General features: G+C 52.2%; 19 protein-coding genes and 2 other annotated features. All 19 genes read left to right on the top strand.

From position 1 onward, the window contains the following. Positions 1-242: 242 nt before the first annotated feature. Entirely contained in the window at positions 243-1337 is a 1095-nt protein-coding gene (locus GC56T3_RS00535) for a PIN/TRAM domain-containing protein (protein WP_012820471.1), read from the top strand. Positions 1338-1358: 21 nt separating this feature from the next. Next, complete coding sequence (gene ispD / locus GC56T3_RS00540; protein WP_013143975.1) at positions 1359-2045, top strand: 2-C-methyl-D-erythritol 4-phosphate cytidylyltransferase; 687 nt, start codon at positions 1359-1361, stop codon at positions 2043-2045. A 14-nt stretch (positions 2046-2059) separates the two neighbouring features. Further along, positions 2060-2536 (top strand): 2-C-methyl-D-erythritol 2,4-cyclodiphosphate synthase, encoded by a 477-nt coding sequence (ispF, locus tag GC56T3_RS00545; RefSeq protein WP_013143976.1) that lies wholly within the window; start codon positions 2060-2062, stop codon positions 2534-2536. 202 nt (positions 2537-2738) lie between these two features. Next, on the top strand, positions 2739-4211 hold the full coding sequence (gltX, locus tag GC56T3_RS00550) for a glutamate--tRNA ligase (protein ID WP_041468629.1): 1473 nt from the start codon (positions 2739-2741) through the stop codon (positions 4209-4211). A gap of 72 nt (positions 4212-4283) precedes the next feature. After that, positions 4284-4519, top strand: a binding site (T-box leader). After that, positions 4517-5254, top strand: a complete 738-nt coding sequence (gene cysE, locus GC56T3_RS00555) for a serine O-acetyltransferase (RefSeq protein ID WP_074043608.1) — start codon at positions 4517-4519, stop codon at positions 5252-5254. (Overlaps the previous feature by 3 nt.) Then, a complete protein-coding gene (gene cysS, locus GC56T3_RS00560; RefSeq protein WP_013143978.1) occupies positions 5232-6632 on the top strand; it encodes a cysteine--tRNA ligase in 1401 nt (466 codons plus the stop codon). The genes cysE and cysS overlap by 23 nt, the downstream gene beginning before the upstream one ends. Positions 6633-6638: 6 nt before the next feature. After that, positions 6639-7064: a Mini-ribonuclease 3 gene (locus GC56T3_RS00565; RefSeq protein ID WP_012820476.1), complete on the top strand. Its 426-nt coding sequence runs from the start codon at positions 6639-6641 to the stop codon at positions 7062-7064. Further along, entirely contained in the window at positions 7064-7801 is a 738-nt protein-coding gene (gene rlmB, locus GC56T3_RS00570; RefSeq protein WP_011229602.1) for a 23S rRNA (guanosine(2251)-2'-O)-methyltransferase RlmB, read from the top strand. Before GC56T3_RS00565 ends, rlmB begins: the two co-directional genes overlap by 1 nt. 3 nt (positions 7802-7804) lie before the next feature. After that, positions 7805-8317 (top strand): NYN domain-containing protein, encoded by a 513-nt coding sequence (locus tag GC56T3_RS00575; protein WP_012820478.1) that lies wholly within the window; start codon positions 7805-7807, stop codon positions 8315-8317. A gap of 36 nt (positions 8318-8353) precedes the next feature. Next, entirely contained in the window at positions 8354-9037 is a 684-nt protein-coding gene (sigH, locus tag GC56T3_RS00580; RefSeq protein WP_013143979.1) for an RNA polymerase sporulation sigma factor SigH, read from the top strand. A gap of 93 nt (positions 9038-9130) precedes the next feature. Beyond that, positions 9131-9280: a 50S ribosomal protein L33 gene (gene rpmG, locus GC56T3_RS00585; protein ID WP_012820480.1), complete on the top strand. Its 150-nt coding sequence runs from the start codon at positions 9131-9133 to the stop codon at positions 9278-9280. 40 nt (positions 9281-9320) lie between these two features. Beyond that, complete coding sequence (gene secE, locus GC56T3_RS00590) at positions 9321-9503, top strand: preprotein translocase subunit SecE (RefSeq protein ID WP_012820481.1); 183 nt, start codon at positions 9321-9323, stop codon at positions 9501-9503. A 112-nt stretch (positions 9504-9615) separates the two neighbouring features. Then, positions 9616-10149 carry a transcription termination/antitermination protein NusG gene (gene nusG / locus GC56T3_RS00595; protein WP_012820482.1) on the top strand — a complete coding sequence of 178 codons (534 nt, stop codon included), beginning with the start codon at positions 9616-9618 and terminating at the stop codon, positions 10147-10149. A gap of 235 nt (positions 10150-10384) precedes the next feature. Then, the gene (gene rplK / locus GC56T3_RS00600; protein WP_011229608.1) at positions 10385-10810 is read left to right on the top strand and encodes a 50S ribosomal protein L11; all 426 of its coding nucleotides are present in this window, start codon (positions 10385-10387) and stop codon (positions 10808-10810) included. Positions 10811-10991: 181 nt separating this feature from the next. Then, positions 10992-11693 (top strand): 50S ribosomal protein L1, encoded by a 702-nt coding sequence (gene rplA / locus GC56T3_RS00605; RefSeq protein WP_012820483.1) that lies wholly within the window; start codon positions 10992-10994, stop codon positions 11691-11693. Between the two features lie 47 nt (positions 11694-11740). Beyond that, positions 11741-11904 (top strand) — a sequence feature (ribosomal protein L10 leader region). Between the two features lie 47 nt (positions 11905-11951). Then, on the top strand, positions 11952-12452 hold the full coding sequence (rplJ, locus tag GC56T3_RS00610) for a 50S ribosomal protein L10 (RefSeq protein ID WP_011229610.1): 501 nt from the start codon (positions 11952-11954) through the stop codon (positions 12450-12452). A 54-nt stretch (positions 12453-12506) separates the two neighbouring features. Then, positions 12507-12875, top strand: a complete 369-nt coding sequence (gene rplL / locus GC56T3_RS00615; RefSeq protein ID WP_012820484.1) for a 50S ribosomal protein L7/L12 — start codon at positions 12507-12509, stop codon at positions 12873-12875. A gap of 111 nt (positions 12876-12986) precedes the next feature. Further along, positions 12987-13589, top strand: a complete 603-nt coding sequence (locus tag GC56T3_RS00620; protein ID WP_013143980.1) for a class I SAM-dependent methyltransferase — start codon at positions 12987-12989, stop codon at positions 13587-13589. Positions 13590-14003: 414 nt separating this feature from the next. Further along, positions 14004-17576, top strand: a complete 3573-nt coding sequence (gene rpoB / locus GC56T3_RS00625) for a DNA-directed RNA polymerase subunit beta (RefSeq protein WP_011229613.1) — start codon at positions 14004-14006, stop codon at positions 17574-17576. Positions 17577-17643: the final 67 nt, after the last annotated feature.

The raw sequence follows: 17643 nt of genomic DNA on the forward strand, positions 1-17643 counted from the left end.
GCCTCTTCATTCTTAAGTGTTCAAGCAGAGGCATAAACAGCCTAAAAGGATTGAACCTTTTCGCTCTGATGTACGTAAAAAATAGTAGGGTGATCCGAAACAACTATGGCGTTTGGCCGGCGTTTTCCGCTATTGTTACAAGCAGATGTCGAATGTTCAAAAACGATTAAAAATTGCCTTCCAATTGGTTTCAAACATTGGAAACTGTTTATAATGTTAAATAGGGAGGTGAAGATGGGCTGATGGTCAAACGCATTGTGCAATTATTTTTCCTCGCCGTGGGCGGAACGTTAGGCGCCATGTTTTTTCCTGACTTGCTTAAGCTGATGAATGTGAGCGGCATGCCGCTTCTCAATAATTCTTATACGCTGGCGGTGCTGGGGGCAGTCGTTTTCTTTTTGTTGACGTTTTGGCTTGTCGATTATGTGGTCGACATGATTCGCTGGGTGGAGGAAACGCTCGTGAAGGCGCCGGCCGCCGACGTGCTGTTTGGCAGTCTCGGGCTGATTTTCGGTCTTATTATCGCGTTTTTCGTTGTCATGCCGTTGCAGTCGTTTCACATTCAAGTGTTGAATACGGTGTTGCCGATTTTTTTGACGGTGTTGCTTGGCTACTTAGGGTTTCGCGTCGGTTTAAAGAAACGGAATGAGTTGATGAACTTATTTTCCTTGTCCAACCGCATGGCGAAGAAAAAAGGTGGAGAAGCGGAAAACGAACCGTCAAAGGGCGGTGCTGTGAAAATTTTGGATACGAGCGTCATCATCGACGGGCGGATCGCAGACATTTGCCAAACCGGGTTTTTGGAAGGGCCGCTTGTCATTCCGCGGTTTGTGCTCGAAGAATTGCAGCATATCGCCGATTCGTCCGATGTGCTGAAACGGAACCGCGGCCGCCGCGGCTTGGATATTTTGAACCGCATCCAAAAAGAAATGGCGATGAAAGTGGAAATCCATGAAGCGGATTTCAGCGACGTCCAGGAAGTCGACAGCAAACTCGTCAAGCTGGCGAAGCAACTTCAAGGCGTTGTCGTGACGAACGATTTCAATTTAAACAAAGTATGTGAGCTGCAAAACGTGCGTGTTTTGAATATCAACGATTTAGCGAATGCCGTCAAACCGGTCGTGCTGCCAGGCGAGGAGCTGAACGTACACGTCATTAAAGATGGGAAGGAGCATAACCAAGGCGTGGCCTATTTGGACGACGGGACGATGATCGTCGTCGAAGATGGCAAAGAATATATCGGCAAACGGGTTGACGTTTTAGTCACCAGCGTGTTACAAACATCTGCGGGGAGAATGATTTTTGCCAAATTGAAACTGCTGCAAAAAGCGTTGTAAAACGAATAGGGGAAACGGCCAATGAATTACGAAGCGATTGTCTTGGCGGCCGGGCGGGGAAAGCGGATGAACGCCGGCATGAACAAGCAATTCCTTGAGCTTGGCGGTGAGCCGCTCATCGTTCGGACGCTGAACGTGTTTGAGCGTGATGAGCGGTGCACCCGCATCGTGCTCGTCGTCAACCCAGCCGAGCGAAGCCGATTTGAGCAGCTGCTCGCCCGCTTTCGCATTCGAAAAGTCGCCGCGCTTACCGACGGCGGCGAGGAGCGGCAGCATAGCGTCTACAACGGATTGCAGGCGCTCGCGGGGGAGGAGATTGTTCTCATCCATGACGGCGCCCGCCCATTTGTCCGCGTCCATCATTTGCACGAGCTAGTGAACGCCGCTGTTCAGTACGGGGCGGCGATCCCGGCAGTGCGGGTGAAAGATACGATCAAAAAAGCGAACGGTTTGTTTGTCGAACAGACGATTGATCGTTCCAGCTTGTGGGCGGTGCAGACGCCACAAGCTTTTCGTCTGTCTTTGATCATGGAAGCGCACGAAGCGGCGAAACAGGCTGGCTATCTCGGCACGGATGACGCCGGCCTTGTGGAGCGAATCGGCAAGCCGGTGAAGATCATTGAGGGGGATTATCGCAATATTAAGCTGACGACGCCGGAGGACCTTTTGTTTGCTGAGGCGATTTTGGCAAGCCGGATGGCCGAATAGATGGGGGTGGAGAGATGTTTCGCATTGGACAAGGGTTTGACGTCCATCAGCTTGTTGAAGGGCGTCCGCTGATCATTGGCGGCGTCACCATTCCGTATGAAAAGGGGCTGCTCGGCCACTCAGATGCCGACGTGCTGCTTCATGCGGTGGCGGACGCATGCCTTGGGGCGATCGGCGCCGGCGATATCGGCCGGCATTTTCCGGACACAGATCCGCGCTTTAAAGATGCCGACTCGGCTGAGCTGTTGGCGCACGTATGGGCGCTCGCTCGGCAGGAAGGGTATAGGCTCGTGAACGCCGACTGCACGATCATCGCACAAAAGCCGAAGATGGCGCCGTATATTGAAGAAATGAGGGCGGTGATCGCTCGGTTGCTGGAAGCCGAGCGCTCGCAAGTCAATGTGAAGGCAACGACGACGGAGAAGCTTGGATTCACTGGGCGGGAGGAAGGCATTGCCGCCCAGGCGGTCGTCTTGCTGCAAAAAAGCTAATGGAGCGGCCTTTGGCAACATCATTTGGGAAGAACCTCGTTCTTTAATACATAAGCGCTTTGTTCGCCGTCCTGGCTAGGAGGTGTAAAGGGGGGCGTCGGCGGTGTGGTGCGGCTTAGGCGAGAGCTGTCTGTTTTGAACTTTGCTGCGATAAACGGTACAATAATAGCACAAGCTTTGATGGAAGTGGAGGGTTTGGATGATGGCAAAAGAGGTGCGCGTGCGCTATGCGCCGAGCCCAACCGGCCATTTGCATATCGGCGGGGCGCGGACAGCGCTGTTTAACTATTTGTTTGCCCGCCATCACGGTGGAAAAATGATCGTCCGCATCGAGGATACGGATATTGAACGGAACGTCGAAGGCGGCGAAAAGTCGCAGCTCGAAAACTTAAAATGGCTCGGCATTGATTATGATGAATCGATTGATCAAGATGGCGGCTACGGGCCGTATCGGCAAACGGAGCGGCTCGATATTTACCGAAAATATGTGAATGAATTGCTTGAGCAAGGGCATGCGTACAAATGTTTTTGCACGCCGGAAGAGCTCGAGCGCGAGCGGGAGGCGCAGCGGGCGGCCGGCATCGCCGCTCCGCAGTACAGCGGCAAATGCCGCCATTTGACGCCAGAGCAGGTCGCGGAGCTCGAGGCGCAAGGGAAGCCGTATACGATCCGCCTGAAGGTGCCGGAAGGGAAAACGTACGAGTTTTACGATTTAGTGCGCGGCAAAGTGGTGTTTGAATCGAAAGATGTCGGCGGCGATTGGGTGATTGTCAAGGCGAATGGCATTCCGACATACAATTTCGCTGTTGTCATCGACGACCATTTGATGGAAATCAGCCATGTGTTTCGCGGTGAGGAACATTTGTCCAATACGCCGAAGCAGCTCATGGTATACGAGTATTTCGGCTGGGATCCGCCGCAGTTCGCGCACTTGACGTTGATCGTCAACGAGCAGCGGAAAAAGCTGTCTAAGCGCGATGAATCAATCATTCAGTTCGTCTCGCAATACAAAGAACTTGGCTATTTGCCGGAAGCGATGTTCAACTTTTTCGCTTTGCTTGGCTGGTCGCCGGAAGGAGAGGAAGAAATTTTTACGAAAGACGAACTGATCCGCATGTTCGATGTCTCCCGGCTGTCAAAATCCCCGTCCATGTTTGATACGAAAAAGCTGACATGGATGAACAACCAATATATCAAAAAGCTTGATCTTGACCGGCTTGTCGAGCTGGCCTTGCCGCATTTAGTGAAAGCCGGGCGCCTGCCGGCGGATATGACGGACGAACAGCGGCAATGGGCGCGCGATTTAATTGCTTTGTATCAAGAGCAAATGAGCTACGGGGCGGAGATCGTCCCGCTGTCTGAGCTGTTCTTTAAAGAAGAAATCGACTACGAGGACGAGGCGCGTCAAGTGCTTGCTGAAGAGCAAGTGCCGGCTGTGCTTTCCACCTTCCTTGAGAGCGTGCGTGAGCTTGAGCCGTTTACGGCAGACGAGATTAAAGCGGCCATTAAAGCGGTGCAAAAGGCGACCGGGCAAAAAGGGAAAAAGTTGTTTATGCCGATCCGCGCGGCGGTGACGGGACAAACGCACGGACCGGAGCTGCCGTTTGCCATTCAGTTGCTCGGCAAAGAAAAAGTGATCGAGCGGCTGGAGCGGGCGTTGCAAGAAAAATTTTAATCGGCCTCTATGCACGTTTGCATGATGGATGTGGTATAATAATATAAAGTTTCGATGGAACAAGCGCATAAAGAAAAAGCGTTGACGAGGAGAAGTAGGAAGCATCGGCATCCCAGAGAGAGCCGCCTTGGCTGAAAGCGGCTTATGTTCGGTGCTGTCTGAAGTGCGCCTCGGAGTCTCCTTTCGAACCGGAACAGAGACGTTCTGCAGTAGAGGGGAGCGGAGCATCTCCGTTATCGGAATCGAGTGAGCGAAACGGCGCCCCGTTTCGCTAAACAGAGTGGAACCGCGCCAAAAGCGTCTCTGTGTCTTCGGCACAGGGACGCTTTTTTATTCAAGACAACTTAGAGGGATGGAGGGAGGACATTATGTTTAAAACGTTAAAAGAGGATATTGAGGTCATTTTTGAGCAAGACCCGGCGGCGAGAAGCTATTTGGAAGTCATTTTAACATATTCCGGCCTGCATGCCATCTGGGCGCATCGGATCGCCCATGCGCTTTACAAGCGGAAATTTTACTTTCTTGCCCGCTTGATTTCGCAAATCAGCCGCTTTTTCACTGGCATTGAAATCCATCCGGGCGCGAAAATCGGCCGCCGCTTTTTCATCGACCACGGCATGGGCGTGGTGATCGGCGAAACGTGTGAAATCGGCGACAATGTCACCGTCTATCAAGGGGTCACATTAGGCGGGACAGGGAAAGAAAAAGGGAAGCGGCACCCGACGATCAAAGACAACTGTTTGATCGCTGCCGGCGCGAAAGTGCTCGGTTCGATTACGATCGGGGAAAACTCGAAAATCGGCGCTGGGTCGGTCGTGTTAAAAGACGTGCCGCCCAATTCGACCGTCGTTGGCATTCCGGGCCGCGTCGTTGTGCGCGACGGGGTGAAAGTGAAGAAAGATTTAAACCATACCGACCTTCCTGACCCGATCGCCGACCGGTTTCGGGAGCTTGAAGAGGAAATCGCCCGGCTGAAAAGCGAGCTTGAGGCATTGAAACAACAAGAAAGGAAGAACGAGTATGAGCAGCATCCGGCTTTATAATACGCTGACGCGAAAAAAAGAACCGTTTGAGCCGTTGGAGCCGAATAAAGTGAAAATGTATGTGTGCGGCCCGACCGTCTATAATTATATTCACATCGGCAATGCTCGGGCCGCCGTCGTTTTTGACACGATCCGCCGCTATTTGGAGTTCCGCGGCTATGATGTGACGTATGTATCGAACTTTACCGATGTTGATGACAAGTTGATCAAAGCGGCCCGCGAGCTCGGCGAGAGCGTGCCGGCGATTGCTGAGCGGTTTATTGAGGCGTATTTTGAAGACATTCAGGCGCTTGGCTGCAAAAAAGCGGACATCCATCCGCGGGTGACCGAAAACATTGATGCGATTATCGAATTCATTCAGGCGCTCATTGACAAAGGATATGCCTACGAAGTCGACGGCGACGTGTATTACCGGACGCGCAAGTTCCGCGAATACGGCAAGCTGTCTCATCAATCGATCGATGAGCTGCAAGCTGGGGCGCGCATCGAAATTGGGGAGAAAAAAGACGATCCACTTGATTTCGCCCTTTGGAAAGCAGCGAAGGAAGGAGAAATTTGTTGGGACAGTCCATGGGGGAAAGGGCGGCCTGGTTGGCATATCGAATGCTCGGCGATGGCGCGCAAATATTTGGGCGATACGATCGATATCCACGCCGGCGGCCAGGACTTGACATTCCCGCACCATGAAAACGAAATCGCCCAGTCGGAGGCGCTGACCGGCAAACCGTTCGCGAAATATTGGCTGCACAATGGGTATTTAAATATTAACAACGAAAAAATGTCCAAGTCGCTTGGCAATTTCGTGCTCGTTCACGATATCATCCGGGAGATCGACCCGCAAGTGCTGCGTTTTTTCATGCTATCGGTGCATTACCGCCATCCGATCAACTACAGCGAGGAACTGCTTGAGAGTGCGCGGCGCGGACTCGAGCGCCTGAAGACGGCGTACAGCAATTTGCAGCATCGCCTGCAGGCAAGCACGAACTTAACGGACAATGACGAGGAATGGGTTTCGCGCATTGCCGACATCCGCGCCTCGTTCATCCGTGAAATGGACGACGATTTCAACACGGCGAACGGCATTGCCGTATTGTTTGAACTGGCGAAGCAGGCCAACTTGTACTTGCAGGAAAAAACGACATCCGAGAAGGTCATTCACGCGTTTTTGCGCGAGTTCGAACAGCTGGCGGACGTACTTGGACTCACCTTGAAGCAGGATGAGCTGCTTGATGAGGAAATCGAGGCGTTGATCCAAAAGCGCAATGAAGCGCGGAAAAACCGCGATTTTGCGCTGGCCGACCGCATTCGCGACGAGTTGAGAGCGAAAAACATTATTTTGGAAGACACGCCGCAAGGAACGAGATGGAAACGGGGATAGCACGCGATGATGGCGGAGTTTGAAACGGTCAACGATGTGAAGCAGTTAAATGGACTGGCGCTTGCCTATATTGGCGACGCCGTGTACGAGGTGTATGTGCGACGCCATTTGCTTGCTGGCGGCAGCGTGCGGCCGCATGAGCTGCATCGGCGGGCGGTCCGCTATGTGTCGGCGCGGGCGCAAGCGCGAGTGATTTTGGCGTTGCTTGACGAGGGCGTCCTGACCGAGGAGGAAAAGGACATCGTCCGCCGCGGCCGCAATGCCAAATCAGGCACAATCCCGAAAAATACGGATGTGCAAACATACCGGCATAGCACGGCCTTTGAGGCGCTCATCGGTTATCATTTTTTGGTTAATAATGAAAAGCGGGTTGATGAGCTGATCGGCCGTTCGTTTGCCATTATTGAAAGGGAAGAAAGGGCGTTGGAATGATGGACTACATTATCGGCAAAAATCCGGTCATTGAAGCGCTCAAAGCCGGGCGCGACATCAATAAAATTTGGATCGCGGAAGGGGCGCAGCGCCATACTGTCGAACCTGTGCTTGAATGGGCAAAGCGGCGGGGCGTGCTCGTCCAATATGTCCCGAAGCGCAAGCTTGATCAGATGGCTGAAGGAGCTCATCAAGGGGTGATCGCTCAGGCGGCGGCTTACCGCTACTATGAAATCGATGACTTGTTCGCTCGCGCCGCCGAGCGGGGCGAGGCGCCGTTTTTTCTCATCTTGGACGAGCTTGAGGATCCGCATAATTTAGGGGCCATCATGCGCACCGCTGATGCGGTCGGGGCGCACGGCCTCATTATTCCGAAGCGGCGTTCGGTCGGGCTGACCCAAACGGTGGCGAAGGCGTCGACCGGGGCGATTGAGCACGTTCCGGTCGCGCGTGTGACAAACTTGGCGCGGACGATTGACGAGCTGAAAGAGCGCGGAGTGTGGGTAGCCGGAACGGATGCATCGGCTCAAGACGACTACCGCTCGCTCGATGGCACGATGCCGTTGGCGCTCGTAATCGGGAGCGAAGGAAAAGGGATCAGCCGCCTAGTGCTTGAAAAGTGCGATTTCTTGTTCCGGTTGCCGATGCGCGGCCATGTCACCTCACTCAATGCCTCTGTCGCCGCCAGCCTGCTCATGTACGAGGTGTACCGGAAGCGGTATCCGTTGGGAGAATAGCGAATGAACATTTTGATTGTCGACGGCTATAACATCATCGGAGCGTGGCCGGAGCTGCGCCGGCTGAAAGAAGAGGGCGATCTGGCAGCGGCAAGGGATTTATTGATTGAAAAAATGGCTGACTACAAAGGATTCACCGGGGACCATGTCGTGATCGTATTCGATGCCCACCTCGTGCAAGGAAACGAGAAAAAGTATAAACATTACGACGTCGATGTCATTTTTACAAAGGAACATGAGACGGCCGATGAGCGAATTGAACGGTTGGCGAAAACATTGATGAATGCGCGCACAAAAGTGTATGTCGCTACCTCCGACTACACCGAACAATGGACGGTGTTCGGCCAAGGCGCCCTGCGCAAGTCGGCGCGCGAGCTATTGGATGAAGTCGAGACGGTTGAGCGGGACATTTCCCAAAAAGTAAAAGCGATGCGGCAGCGCACTCCGATCTCCAAAGTTCCGCTAAATGATAGAATTGCTGAAATTTTTGAAAAATGGCGAAGAGGAGAAAAATGAGCGGTTGACGCTGTAAAAATTTGTCCTGTATAATACATGTTAGCGATTGATGCGGTCGGGGGGATCAGCGTGGGGGAATGCTTGAAAGCAATGAAAGGGAAAGATTATCATCAGCTGGACGATGAGCAGCTTGTTGCGCTCGTTCACGAAGGGGATGGGGAAGCACTTGATTTTTTAATCCATAAATATCAAAACTTTGTGCGCGCCAAAGCTCGCTCCTATTTTTTAGTCGGAGCTGATCGGGAAGATATCGTGCAGGAAGGAATGATCGGTCTGTATAAGGCCGTCCGTGATTTTAAGGGGGACAAGCTTTCCTCATTTAAAGCGTTTGCAGAACTTTGCATCACAAGGCAAATGATTACCGCGATTAAAACGGCGACCCGCCAAAAGCATATTCCGCTCAACTCTTACGTTTCCTTGGATAAGCCGATTTATGACGATGAATCTGACCGGACGCTGATGGATGTGTTGTCCGGCACGCAGGTGACGGACCCGGAACAATTGATTGTCAACCGCGAGGAAGTCGATGATATTGAACTAAAGATGGCGGAACTGCTCAGCGACCTCGAGCGGAAAGTGCTCGCTTTGTATTTGGATGGACGCTCATACCAGGAAATTTCCGAAGAGCTGAACCGCCATGTCAAGTCGATCGACAACGCGTTGCAACGCGTCAAGCGGAAGCTCGAGAAATATTTGGAATACCGCGAGATCAGTTTGTAGGCATCGCGCCGCCGCATCAAAAGATGTCATTGACAGCGAAACAGCCAATATGATAAATTTTTATGGACATCTCGAAGGAACGGTGGAATGCTGATGCGCCAAAAAGTGACGCTGGCTTGCGCGCAGTGCGGAAGCCGAAACTATACGGCAGCAAAACAAATACGTCGCCTTGGTGAGCGCCTTATGGCCAACAAGTTTTGCTCAACATGCAACAAACATACAATCCATCGTGAAACGAAATAGACGGTGGAGATAGTTTTGAACGATGATGGAGGTACGAGTGATGCAGCGAGTAATCAACTTTTTAAAAGAAGTCGTACGCGAGCTGAAAAAAGTGAGTTGGCCAAACCGGAAGGAGTTAGTGAACTACACGGCGGTCGTGTTGGCCACGGTGGCGTTTTTCACCGTCTTTTTTGCCGTTGTGGACCTCGGCATTTCTGAGTTGATTCGCCTCGTGTTTGAATAAGCGGACGAAGGATATGTTATAATGAAAGATAATCGTGCGCGTATGGAACCCGGCAACGGGTTTTTGTTTTGCGCAAAAAACAAAACGAAAACCGCCTTGGGGAGGCTTGTTGATGGAGAAAAACTGGTATGTTGTCCATACATATTCGGGATATGAAAACAAAGTGAAAGCCAATTTGGAAAAACGCGTCGAATCGATGGGAATGCAAGATAAAATTTTTCGCGTCGTCGTTCCGGAAGAGACGGAGACGGACGTCAAAAACGGAAAACGGAAAACGACGAAAAAGAAAGTGTTCCCTGGCTATGTGCTCGTTGAGATGGTCATGACGGATGACTCATGGTATGTCGTGCGCAACACGCCGGGCGTCACTGGATTTGTCGGCTCAAGCGGAGCTGGTTCGAAACCGACGCCGCTTATGGAGGAAGAAGTAAAAATGATCTTGAAGCGGATGGGCATGCCGCTTGCCGAGGTTGACGTAGACTATGAGGTAAATGAAACGGTGCGGATCAAAGAAGGTCCGTTTGCGAACTTTACAGGGAAAATTGAAGCGATTGACCCGGATAAACATAAAGTGAAGCTGCTTGTCGATATGTTTGGGCGCGAAACACGGGTGGAGCTTGAGTTTTCGCAAATAGAAAAAATCTAATGGATAAAGAACTTGCAATTGATAGGGAAAAGTGATACTATTTTAAAGTCAGTATGTCTCTTAAACGGAGACATATGGCGGTGAACTTATACACTGTGTATAAGGGAGCCGTTTTGTTTTTACGCTGATCCTCTCAACTGAACGGGAGATAGGAAAACGGCTCAGTAGACCGGAGCCGGATGAGTGGGAGGGGCAATCCCTAATACCACATCACGGACTTAAGGAGGTGTGTCTCGTGGCGAAAAAAGTAATCAAGGTTGTCAAACTGCAAATTCCTGCAGGGAAAGCGAATCCGGCGCCGCCAGTAGGTCCTGCGTTGGGTCAAGCCGGTGTCAATATTATGGCGTTTTGCAAAGAGTTTAATGCCCGCACGGCGGACCAAGCAGGGTTGATCATTCCGGTTGAAATTACGGTTTTTGAAGACCGTTCATTTACATTCATCACGAAAACGCCGCCAGCCGCTGTATTGCTGAAAAAAGCGGCGGGCATTGAATCGGGCTCCGGCGAACCGAACCGCAACAAAGTGGCGACAATTAAACGCGACAAAGTGCGTGAGATCGCTGAGCTGAAAATGCCGGATTTGAATGCGGCGAGCATTGAGGCGGCCATGCGCATGATCGAAGGCACGGCCCGCAGCATGGGCATTGTGATTGAAGACTAAAGCCGGTGCGTCGTTTGTAGGGGAGGTTGCGTCATTGGGCAACCTCTCTCTCCATGAACAAAAACAGCAAGACGGGCCCGATGAATGGGCATCCGTCCGCTTCTTCGTTTTTGAAAGAAGCGAAGAACGTTCAATGTGGGAGGTTTTTCCGCTAAAACCACAACCGAGGAGGATTTTTCACATGCCGAAAAGAGGAAAGAAATACTTAGAAGCATTGAAACTCGTCGACCGCTCCAAAGCATACCCGATTGCTGAAGCAATCGAGCTCGTGAAAAAAACGAACATCGCGAAATTCGATGCCACGGTGGAAGTGGCGTTCCGTTTGGGCGTCGACCCGAAAAAAGCGGACCAACAAATTCGCGGCGCCGTCGTCCTGCCGCACGGCACAGGGAAAGTGGCGCGCGTGTTGGTGTTCGCGAAAGGGGAAAAAGCGAAAGAAGCAGAAGCGGCTGGCGCTGACTATGTCGGCGATACAGAATATATCAACAAAATCCAGCAAGGTTGGTTTGACTTTGATGTCGTTGTTGCTACGCCGGACATGATGGGTGAAGTCGGGAAACTCGGCCGCATTTTAGGGCCGAAAGGGTTGATGCCAAACCCGAAAACCGGAACAGTCACGTTTGACGTAGCAAAAGCGGTGCAAGAAATCAAGGCTGGTAAAGTGGAATACCGCGTCGACAAAGCGGGCAACATCCACGTTCCGATCGGCAAAGTGTCGTTTGACAACGAGAAATTGGCTGAAAACTTCGCAGCCGTCTATGAAGCAATTTTGAAAGCCAAACCGGCGGCGGCAAAAGGGACGTACGTGAAAAACGTCACGATTACATCCACAATGGGCCCTGGCATCAAGGTTGACCCGTCCACGGTTGCTGTTGCACAATAACCGTTGACTTTTGTTTGTCCGTCTGTTAAAATGCCATTTGGCTGAACAAATGAATATCATTTGTACCGTAGACAGTAGGTGCCTGTTTGAGGCTTAATTTCCTACCGAGGTATGTGGACGATAGAACAGCGCGCCCTGCGTCGGGGACGAGCGGCGGTGCGTTGAACGACACCTCCATGTCTACGCGGCATGGAGGTTTTTTATTGAGCAGACGGTATAAGTGGTATTCTCTCATTTTCCTTACAGGAGGTGCAGGACGTGTCGAGCGCGATTGAACTGAAAAAACAAGTGGTCGCGGAAATCGCAGACAAATTCCGGGCCAGCAAGGCAACCGTCATCGTTGATTACCGCGGCTTGAACGTGGCGGAAATGACCGAGTTGCGCAAACAGCTGCGCGAGGCAGGCGTCGAGTTTAAAGTGTACAAAAACACCTTGACCCGCCGGGCGCTCGCGGAAGTCGGCTTGGAAGGACTGGATGAAGTGTTCACCGGTCCAAATGCCATCGCCTTCAGCAATGAAGATGTCGTGGCGCCGGCAAAAATTTTAAGCGAGTTTGCGAAAACGCATGAAGCATTGGAAATCAAAGGCGGCGTCATCGAAGGGAACATCGCCAGCAAAGAAGAAATCGATGCGTTGGCGAAACTCCCGTCCCGCGAAGGGTTGCTTTCGATGTTGCTTAGCGTTCTTCAAGCCCCGATCCGCAACTTTGCGCTTGCGATTAAAGCGGTGGCTGACAAGCAAGAGGAACAAGGCGCGTAATGGCGCATCGATATGTGCTTAACAATCATTCAGAAAACAAAGGAGGAAGTTGTGATGACGAAAGAACAAATCATTGAAGCAGTGAAAAATATGACCGTATTGGAATTAAACGAATTGGTGAAAGCGATCGAGGAAGAATTCGGCGTAACAGCTGCGGCTCCGGTTGTTGTCGCGGGCGGCGCAGCAGCTGGCGCTGAAGCAGCGGCAGAAAAAACGGAATTCGACGTCATTCTTGCCGACGCCGGCGCGCAAAAAATCAAAGTCATCAAAGTCGTTCGCGAAATCACTGGCCTCGGCCTGAAAGAAGCGAAAGACTTGGTCGACAACACCCCGAAGCCGATCAAAGAAGGCATTGCGAAAGAAGAAGCAGAAGAAATCAAAGCAAAACTCGAAGAAGCTGGCGCGAAAGTCGAAATCAAGTAATGGCTGCGCCATTGAAAAAAGAGGCTTGCCCGAAGCAAGGGACGGCCTCTTTTTTGTTACACTATATAACGGAAGGCAGTGCAGCCTGTCGACAAGGAGGAGGGGATGATGATGAGCGAGCATTATTACTCAGTTAATCCGAAGTCGGAGCGAAACCCGCAAACGTGGACGTACGTGTTGCGGGGGCATGAATTCCGCTTTACGACCGACAGCGGAGTGTTTTCAAAGCGCGAAGTCGACTTTGGCACACGCCTGTTAATTGAAACGTTCGAGGAGCCGGGAGTGGCTGGGGATTTGTTGGATGTCGGCTGCGGATATGGGCCGATCGGGCTTGCCTTGGCCAAATCGTTTCCAAACCGGCGCGTTCACATGATTGATGTCAACGAGCGGGCGCTCGAACTGGCGCAGGAAAACAAGCAGGCAAACGGGATTGACAATGCGGTGATTTACAAAAGCGATCTTTTTTCGGAAGTCGGAGAACAGCGATTTGCAGCGGTCGTCACCAATCCGCCGATCCGGGCTGGCAAACGGGTCGTTTACGCGATTTTTGAACAAAGCCGCGATCATCTGCTCGATCATGGCGAGCTATGGGTCGTCATTCAAAAAAAGCAAGGCGCCCCATCGGCCTTGCAAAAGCTGAACGAATGCTTTCCCGCTGTAGAAGTCGTCGCGAAGAAAAAAGGATATTATATCATAAAGGCGAAAAAATGTTGACACCGTTTTTTTATTGTGGTAGCATTATAAAATGCTAAATATGCACATTTCCCGTGCAGAGGGGATGACGTATAATTTTGGACGCAATGGAAACAATGATAAAATCAATAAACAACGAACCATATGGTTTTCTATTGGAATAGAAACCATTTTCTTTTTTTCTCCATTCAACTCAACGCCTGGTTTCCTCGCGCCGGGAGCGTGTTAAATCCCCTAAATGAAACGGTGGTGCACGCAACGAAGCCGTTTCCGCCCGGATGGCGGGGGGCCGGCTGCATGCATGCCTAGTGCTTTGCCCCGGAATGACGGAGCGGCCAGTCCGCCTTGAAGGCATTGATTGCTGAGCAGAGCGGATGATGGAGCTGTTCCGGTTCCGGTTTTCACTAATGTCTACATTTGAGGGGTGAATCACTCTTGACAGGCCGACTAGTTCAATACGGGCGACACCGCCAACGCAGAAGCTATGCACGCATCAGCGAAGTGCTGGAATTGCCGAACTTGATCGAAATTCAAACGTCCTCCTACCAATGGTTTCTCGATGAAGGGCTGCGGGAAATGTTTAGGGAAATTTCCCCGATTGAAGACTTTTCCGGCAATCTCTCGCTTGAATTTATCGACTATAGTTTAGGAGAACCGAAATATACGGTCGAAGAGGCGAAAGAACGCGACGTTACATATGCGGCGCCGCTTCGCGTCAAAGTTCGCCTGATCAATAAAGAAACGGGCGAAGTGAAGGAACAAGACGTGTTTATGGGCGATTTTCCGCTCATGACGGAAACCGGAACGTTTATTATCAATGGGGCGGAACGCGTCATCGTTTCCCAGCTCGTCCGTTCGCCAAGCGTCTATTACAGCGACAAAGTTGATAAAAACGGCAAACGCGGCTACTCGGCGACAGTGATTCCGAACCGCGGCGCATGGCTTGAATATGAAACCGATGCGAAAGACGTCGTTTACGTTCGCATCGACCGCACCCGTAAACTGCCGGTTACGGTGCTTCTCCGTGCGCTTGGGTTCAGCTCCGACCAAGAAATCATCGATCTGCTCGGTGACAACGAATACTTGCGCAATACGCTTGAAAAAGATAATACCGACAGCACGGAAAAAGCGTTGATTGAAATTTACGAGCGTCTTCGTCCGGGAGAGCCGCCGACGCTTGAGAATGCGAAAAATTTGCTGGCGTCGCGCTTTTTTGATCCGAAGCGCTATGACTTGGCGAGCGTAGGCCGTTATAAAATCAATAAAAAACTTCATATTAAAAACCGCCTGTTCAATCAGCGGCTCGCGGAAACGATCATTGATCCCGAAACCAAGGAAGTCATCGCCGAAGCTGGAGCGATGATCGACCGCCGAACGCTGAATCGCCTGCTCCCGTATTTGGAAAAAGGGGTCGGCTTACAGACATACCGCCCGGCCGAAGGGGTGGTGGACGGGGACATTTCGGTGCAAACGATCAAAATTTATGCCCCGAATGACCCGGATGGCGAAAAAGTGATCAACGTCATCGGCAACGGCTTCATCGCCGAGGATGTCAAACATATTACACCGGCTGACATCATTGCGTCGATCAGCTATTTCTTCAACTTGCTCCACGGCGTCGGCGATACGGATGACATCGACCATTTAGGCAACCGCCGCCTCCGTTCGGTCGGCGAACTATTGCAAAACCAATTCCGCATCGGCCTGTCGCGCATGGAGCGCGTCGTGCGCGAGCGCATGTCGATCCAAGATACGAACACGATTACGCCGCAGCAGCTGATCAACATCCGCCCAGTGATCGCGGCGATCAAAGAGTTTTTCGGCAGCTCGCAGCTGTCACAGTTCATGGATCAAACGAACCCATTGGCCGAACTGACGCACAAGCGGCGTCTGTCCGCGCTTGGCCCTGGCGGATTGACACGTGAGCGCGCTGGGTTTGAGGTGCGCGACGTTCACTATTCGCACTACGGGCGGATGTGTCCGATTGAAACGCCGGAAGGTCCGAACATCGGACTCATCAACTCGCTGTCCACTTACGCGAAAGTGAACAAGTTCGGCTTTATTGAAACGCCATACCGGCGCGTCGATCCGGAAACAGGGCGGGTGACGGACCAAATCGATTATTTGACAGCCGATGAAGAGGACAATTACGTTGTAGCGCAGGCGAACGTACCGCTTGCGGAGGACGGCACGTTCCTTGAAGAAAACGTTGTCGCCCGTTTCCGCGGCGAGAACATCGTCGTCAAGCGCGATCGCGTCGACTACATGGACGTTTCGCCGAAGCAAGTCGTCTCAGCAGCGACAGCGTGCATCCCATTTTTGGAAAACGACGACTCGAACCGCGCGCTGATGGGAGCGAACATGCAGCGGCAAGCCGTGCCGCTGTTGGAACCGGAAGCGCCGATCGTTGGCACGGGGATGGAGTATGTTTCGGCGAAAGACTCGGGCGCAGCGGTCATTTGCAAGCACCGCGGCATCGTCGAGCGCGTCGAAGCAAAGGAAATTTGGGTGCGTCGGCTGATTGAAGTGGACGGCAAAGAAGTCAAGGGTGATCTAGATAAATATCGGTTGCTGAAATTCGTTCGTTCGAACCAAGGCACGTGCTACAACCAGCGGCCGATCGTGAAAAAAGGCGATATCGTTGAGAAGGGCGAAATTTTGGCCGATGGCCCGTCGATGGATAAGGGCGAATTGGCGCTTGGCCGCAATGTGCTTGTCGCCTTTATGACATGGGACGGTTACAACTACGAAGACGCGATCATCATGAGCGAACGGCTCGTCAAAGAAGACGTGTATACATCCATTCATATTGAAGAGTATGAAGCCGAATCGCGCGATACGAAACTCGGTCCGGAAGAAATTACGCGCGACATTCCAAACGTCGGCGAGGATGCGCTGAAAAACTTGGATGAACGCGGCATCGTCCGCATCGGCGCAGAAGTGAAAGACGGCGACTTGCTCGTCGGCAAAGTGACGCCAAAAGGAATGACCGAGCTGACGGCGGAAGAGCGGCTTTTGCACGCGATCTTCGGCGAAAAAGCGCGCGAGGTGCGTGATACGTCGTTGCGCGTCCCGCACGGCGGCGGCGGCATCGTCCTTGACGTGAAAGTGTTCAACCGCGAAGACGGCGACGAGCTTCCGCCGGGTGTCAATCAACTGGTGCGCGTCTATATTGTGCAAAAGCGGAAAATTTCCGAGGGCGACAAAATGGCAGGCCGCCACGGAAACAAAGGGGTTATTTCCCGCATTTTGCCGGAGGAAGATATGCCCTTCTTGCCGGATGGCACGCCGATTGACATCATGTTAAACCCACTCGGCGTTCCGTCGCGGATGAACATCGGGCAAGTATTTGAGCTGCACCTTGGCATGGCGGCGAAAAAACTCGGCCTGCACATCGCCTCCCCGGTCTTTGACGGGGCGACGGAGGAAGACGTTTGGAACATCCTCGAAGAGGCAGGTCTAGCGCGCGATGCAAAAACGGTGCTGTATGACGGACGGACGGGTGAACCGTTTGATAACCGCGTGTCGGTTGGGATCATGTACATGATCAAGCTCGCCCACATGGTCGACGACAAGCTTCATGCCCGTTCCACCGGCCCGTACTCACTCGTCACTCAACAGCCGCTTGGCGGCAAGGCGCAGTTCGGCGGCCAGCGCTTTGGTGAGATGGAAGTATGGGCGCTTGAGGCGTATGGGGCGGCATACACGCTGCAAGAAATTTTGACCGTCAAGTCCGACGATGTCGTCGGCCGTGTCAAAACGTACGAGGCGATCGTCAAAGGGGAAAACATTCCGGAGCCGGGTGTGCCGGAGTCGTTTAAAGTGTTGATCAAAGAGCTGCAAAGCTTGGGCATGGACGTCACGATTTTGACGAGCGATGAACAAGAAGTGAACATGGAAAACTTTGATGATGATGATGACCATGCACCGGATGCCATCATGGTGGACGTCAAACCGGCCGAACGGGAAGAAGCCGGCGAAGAGAAAGATGCGGTGACGAAAGAATAAACCGGCCATAACGGCCAGGCGGGGAGCTGTTCCCCGCCATTGGCCGCTTGAGCGAACGGAAAACCGA

It is taken from the genome of Geobacillus sp. C56-T3 (assembly GCF_000092445.1).
Classification (GTDB): Bacteria; Bacillota; Bacilli; order Bacillales; family Anoxybacillaceae; genus Geobacillus; species Geobacillus thermoleovorans.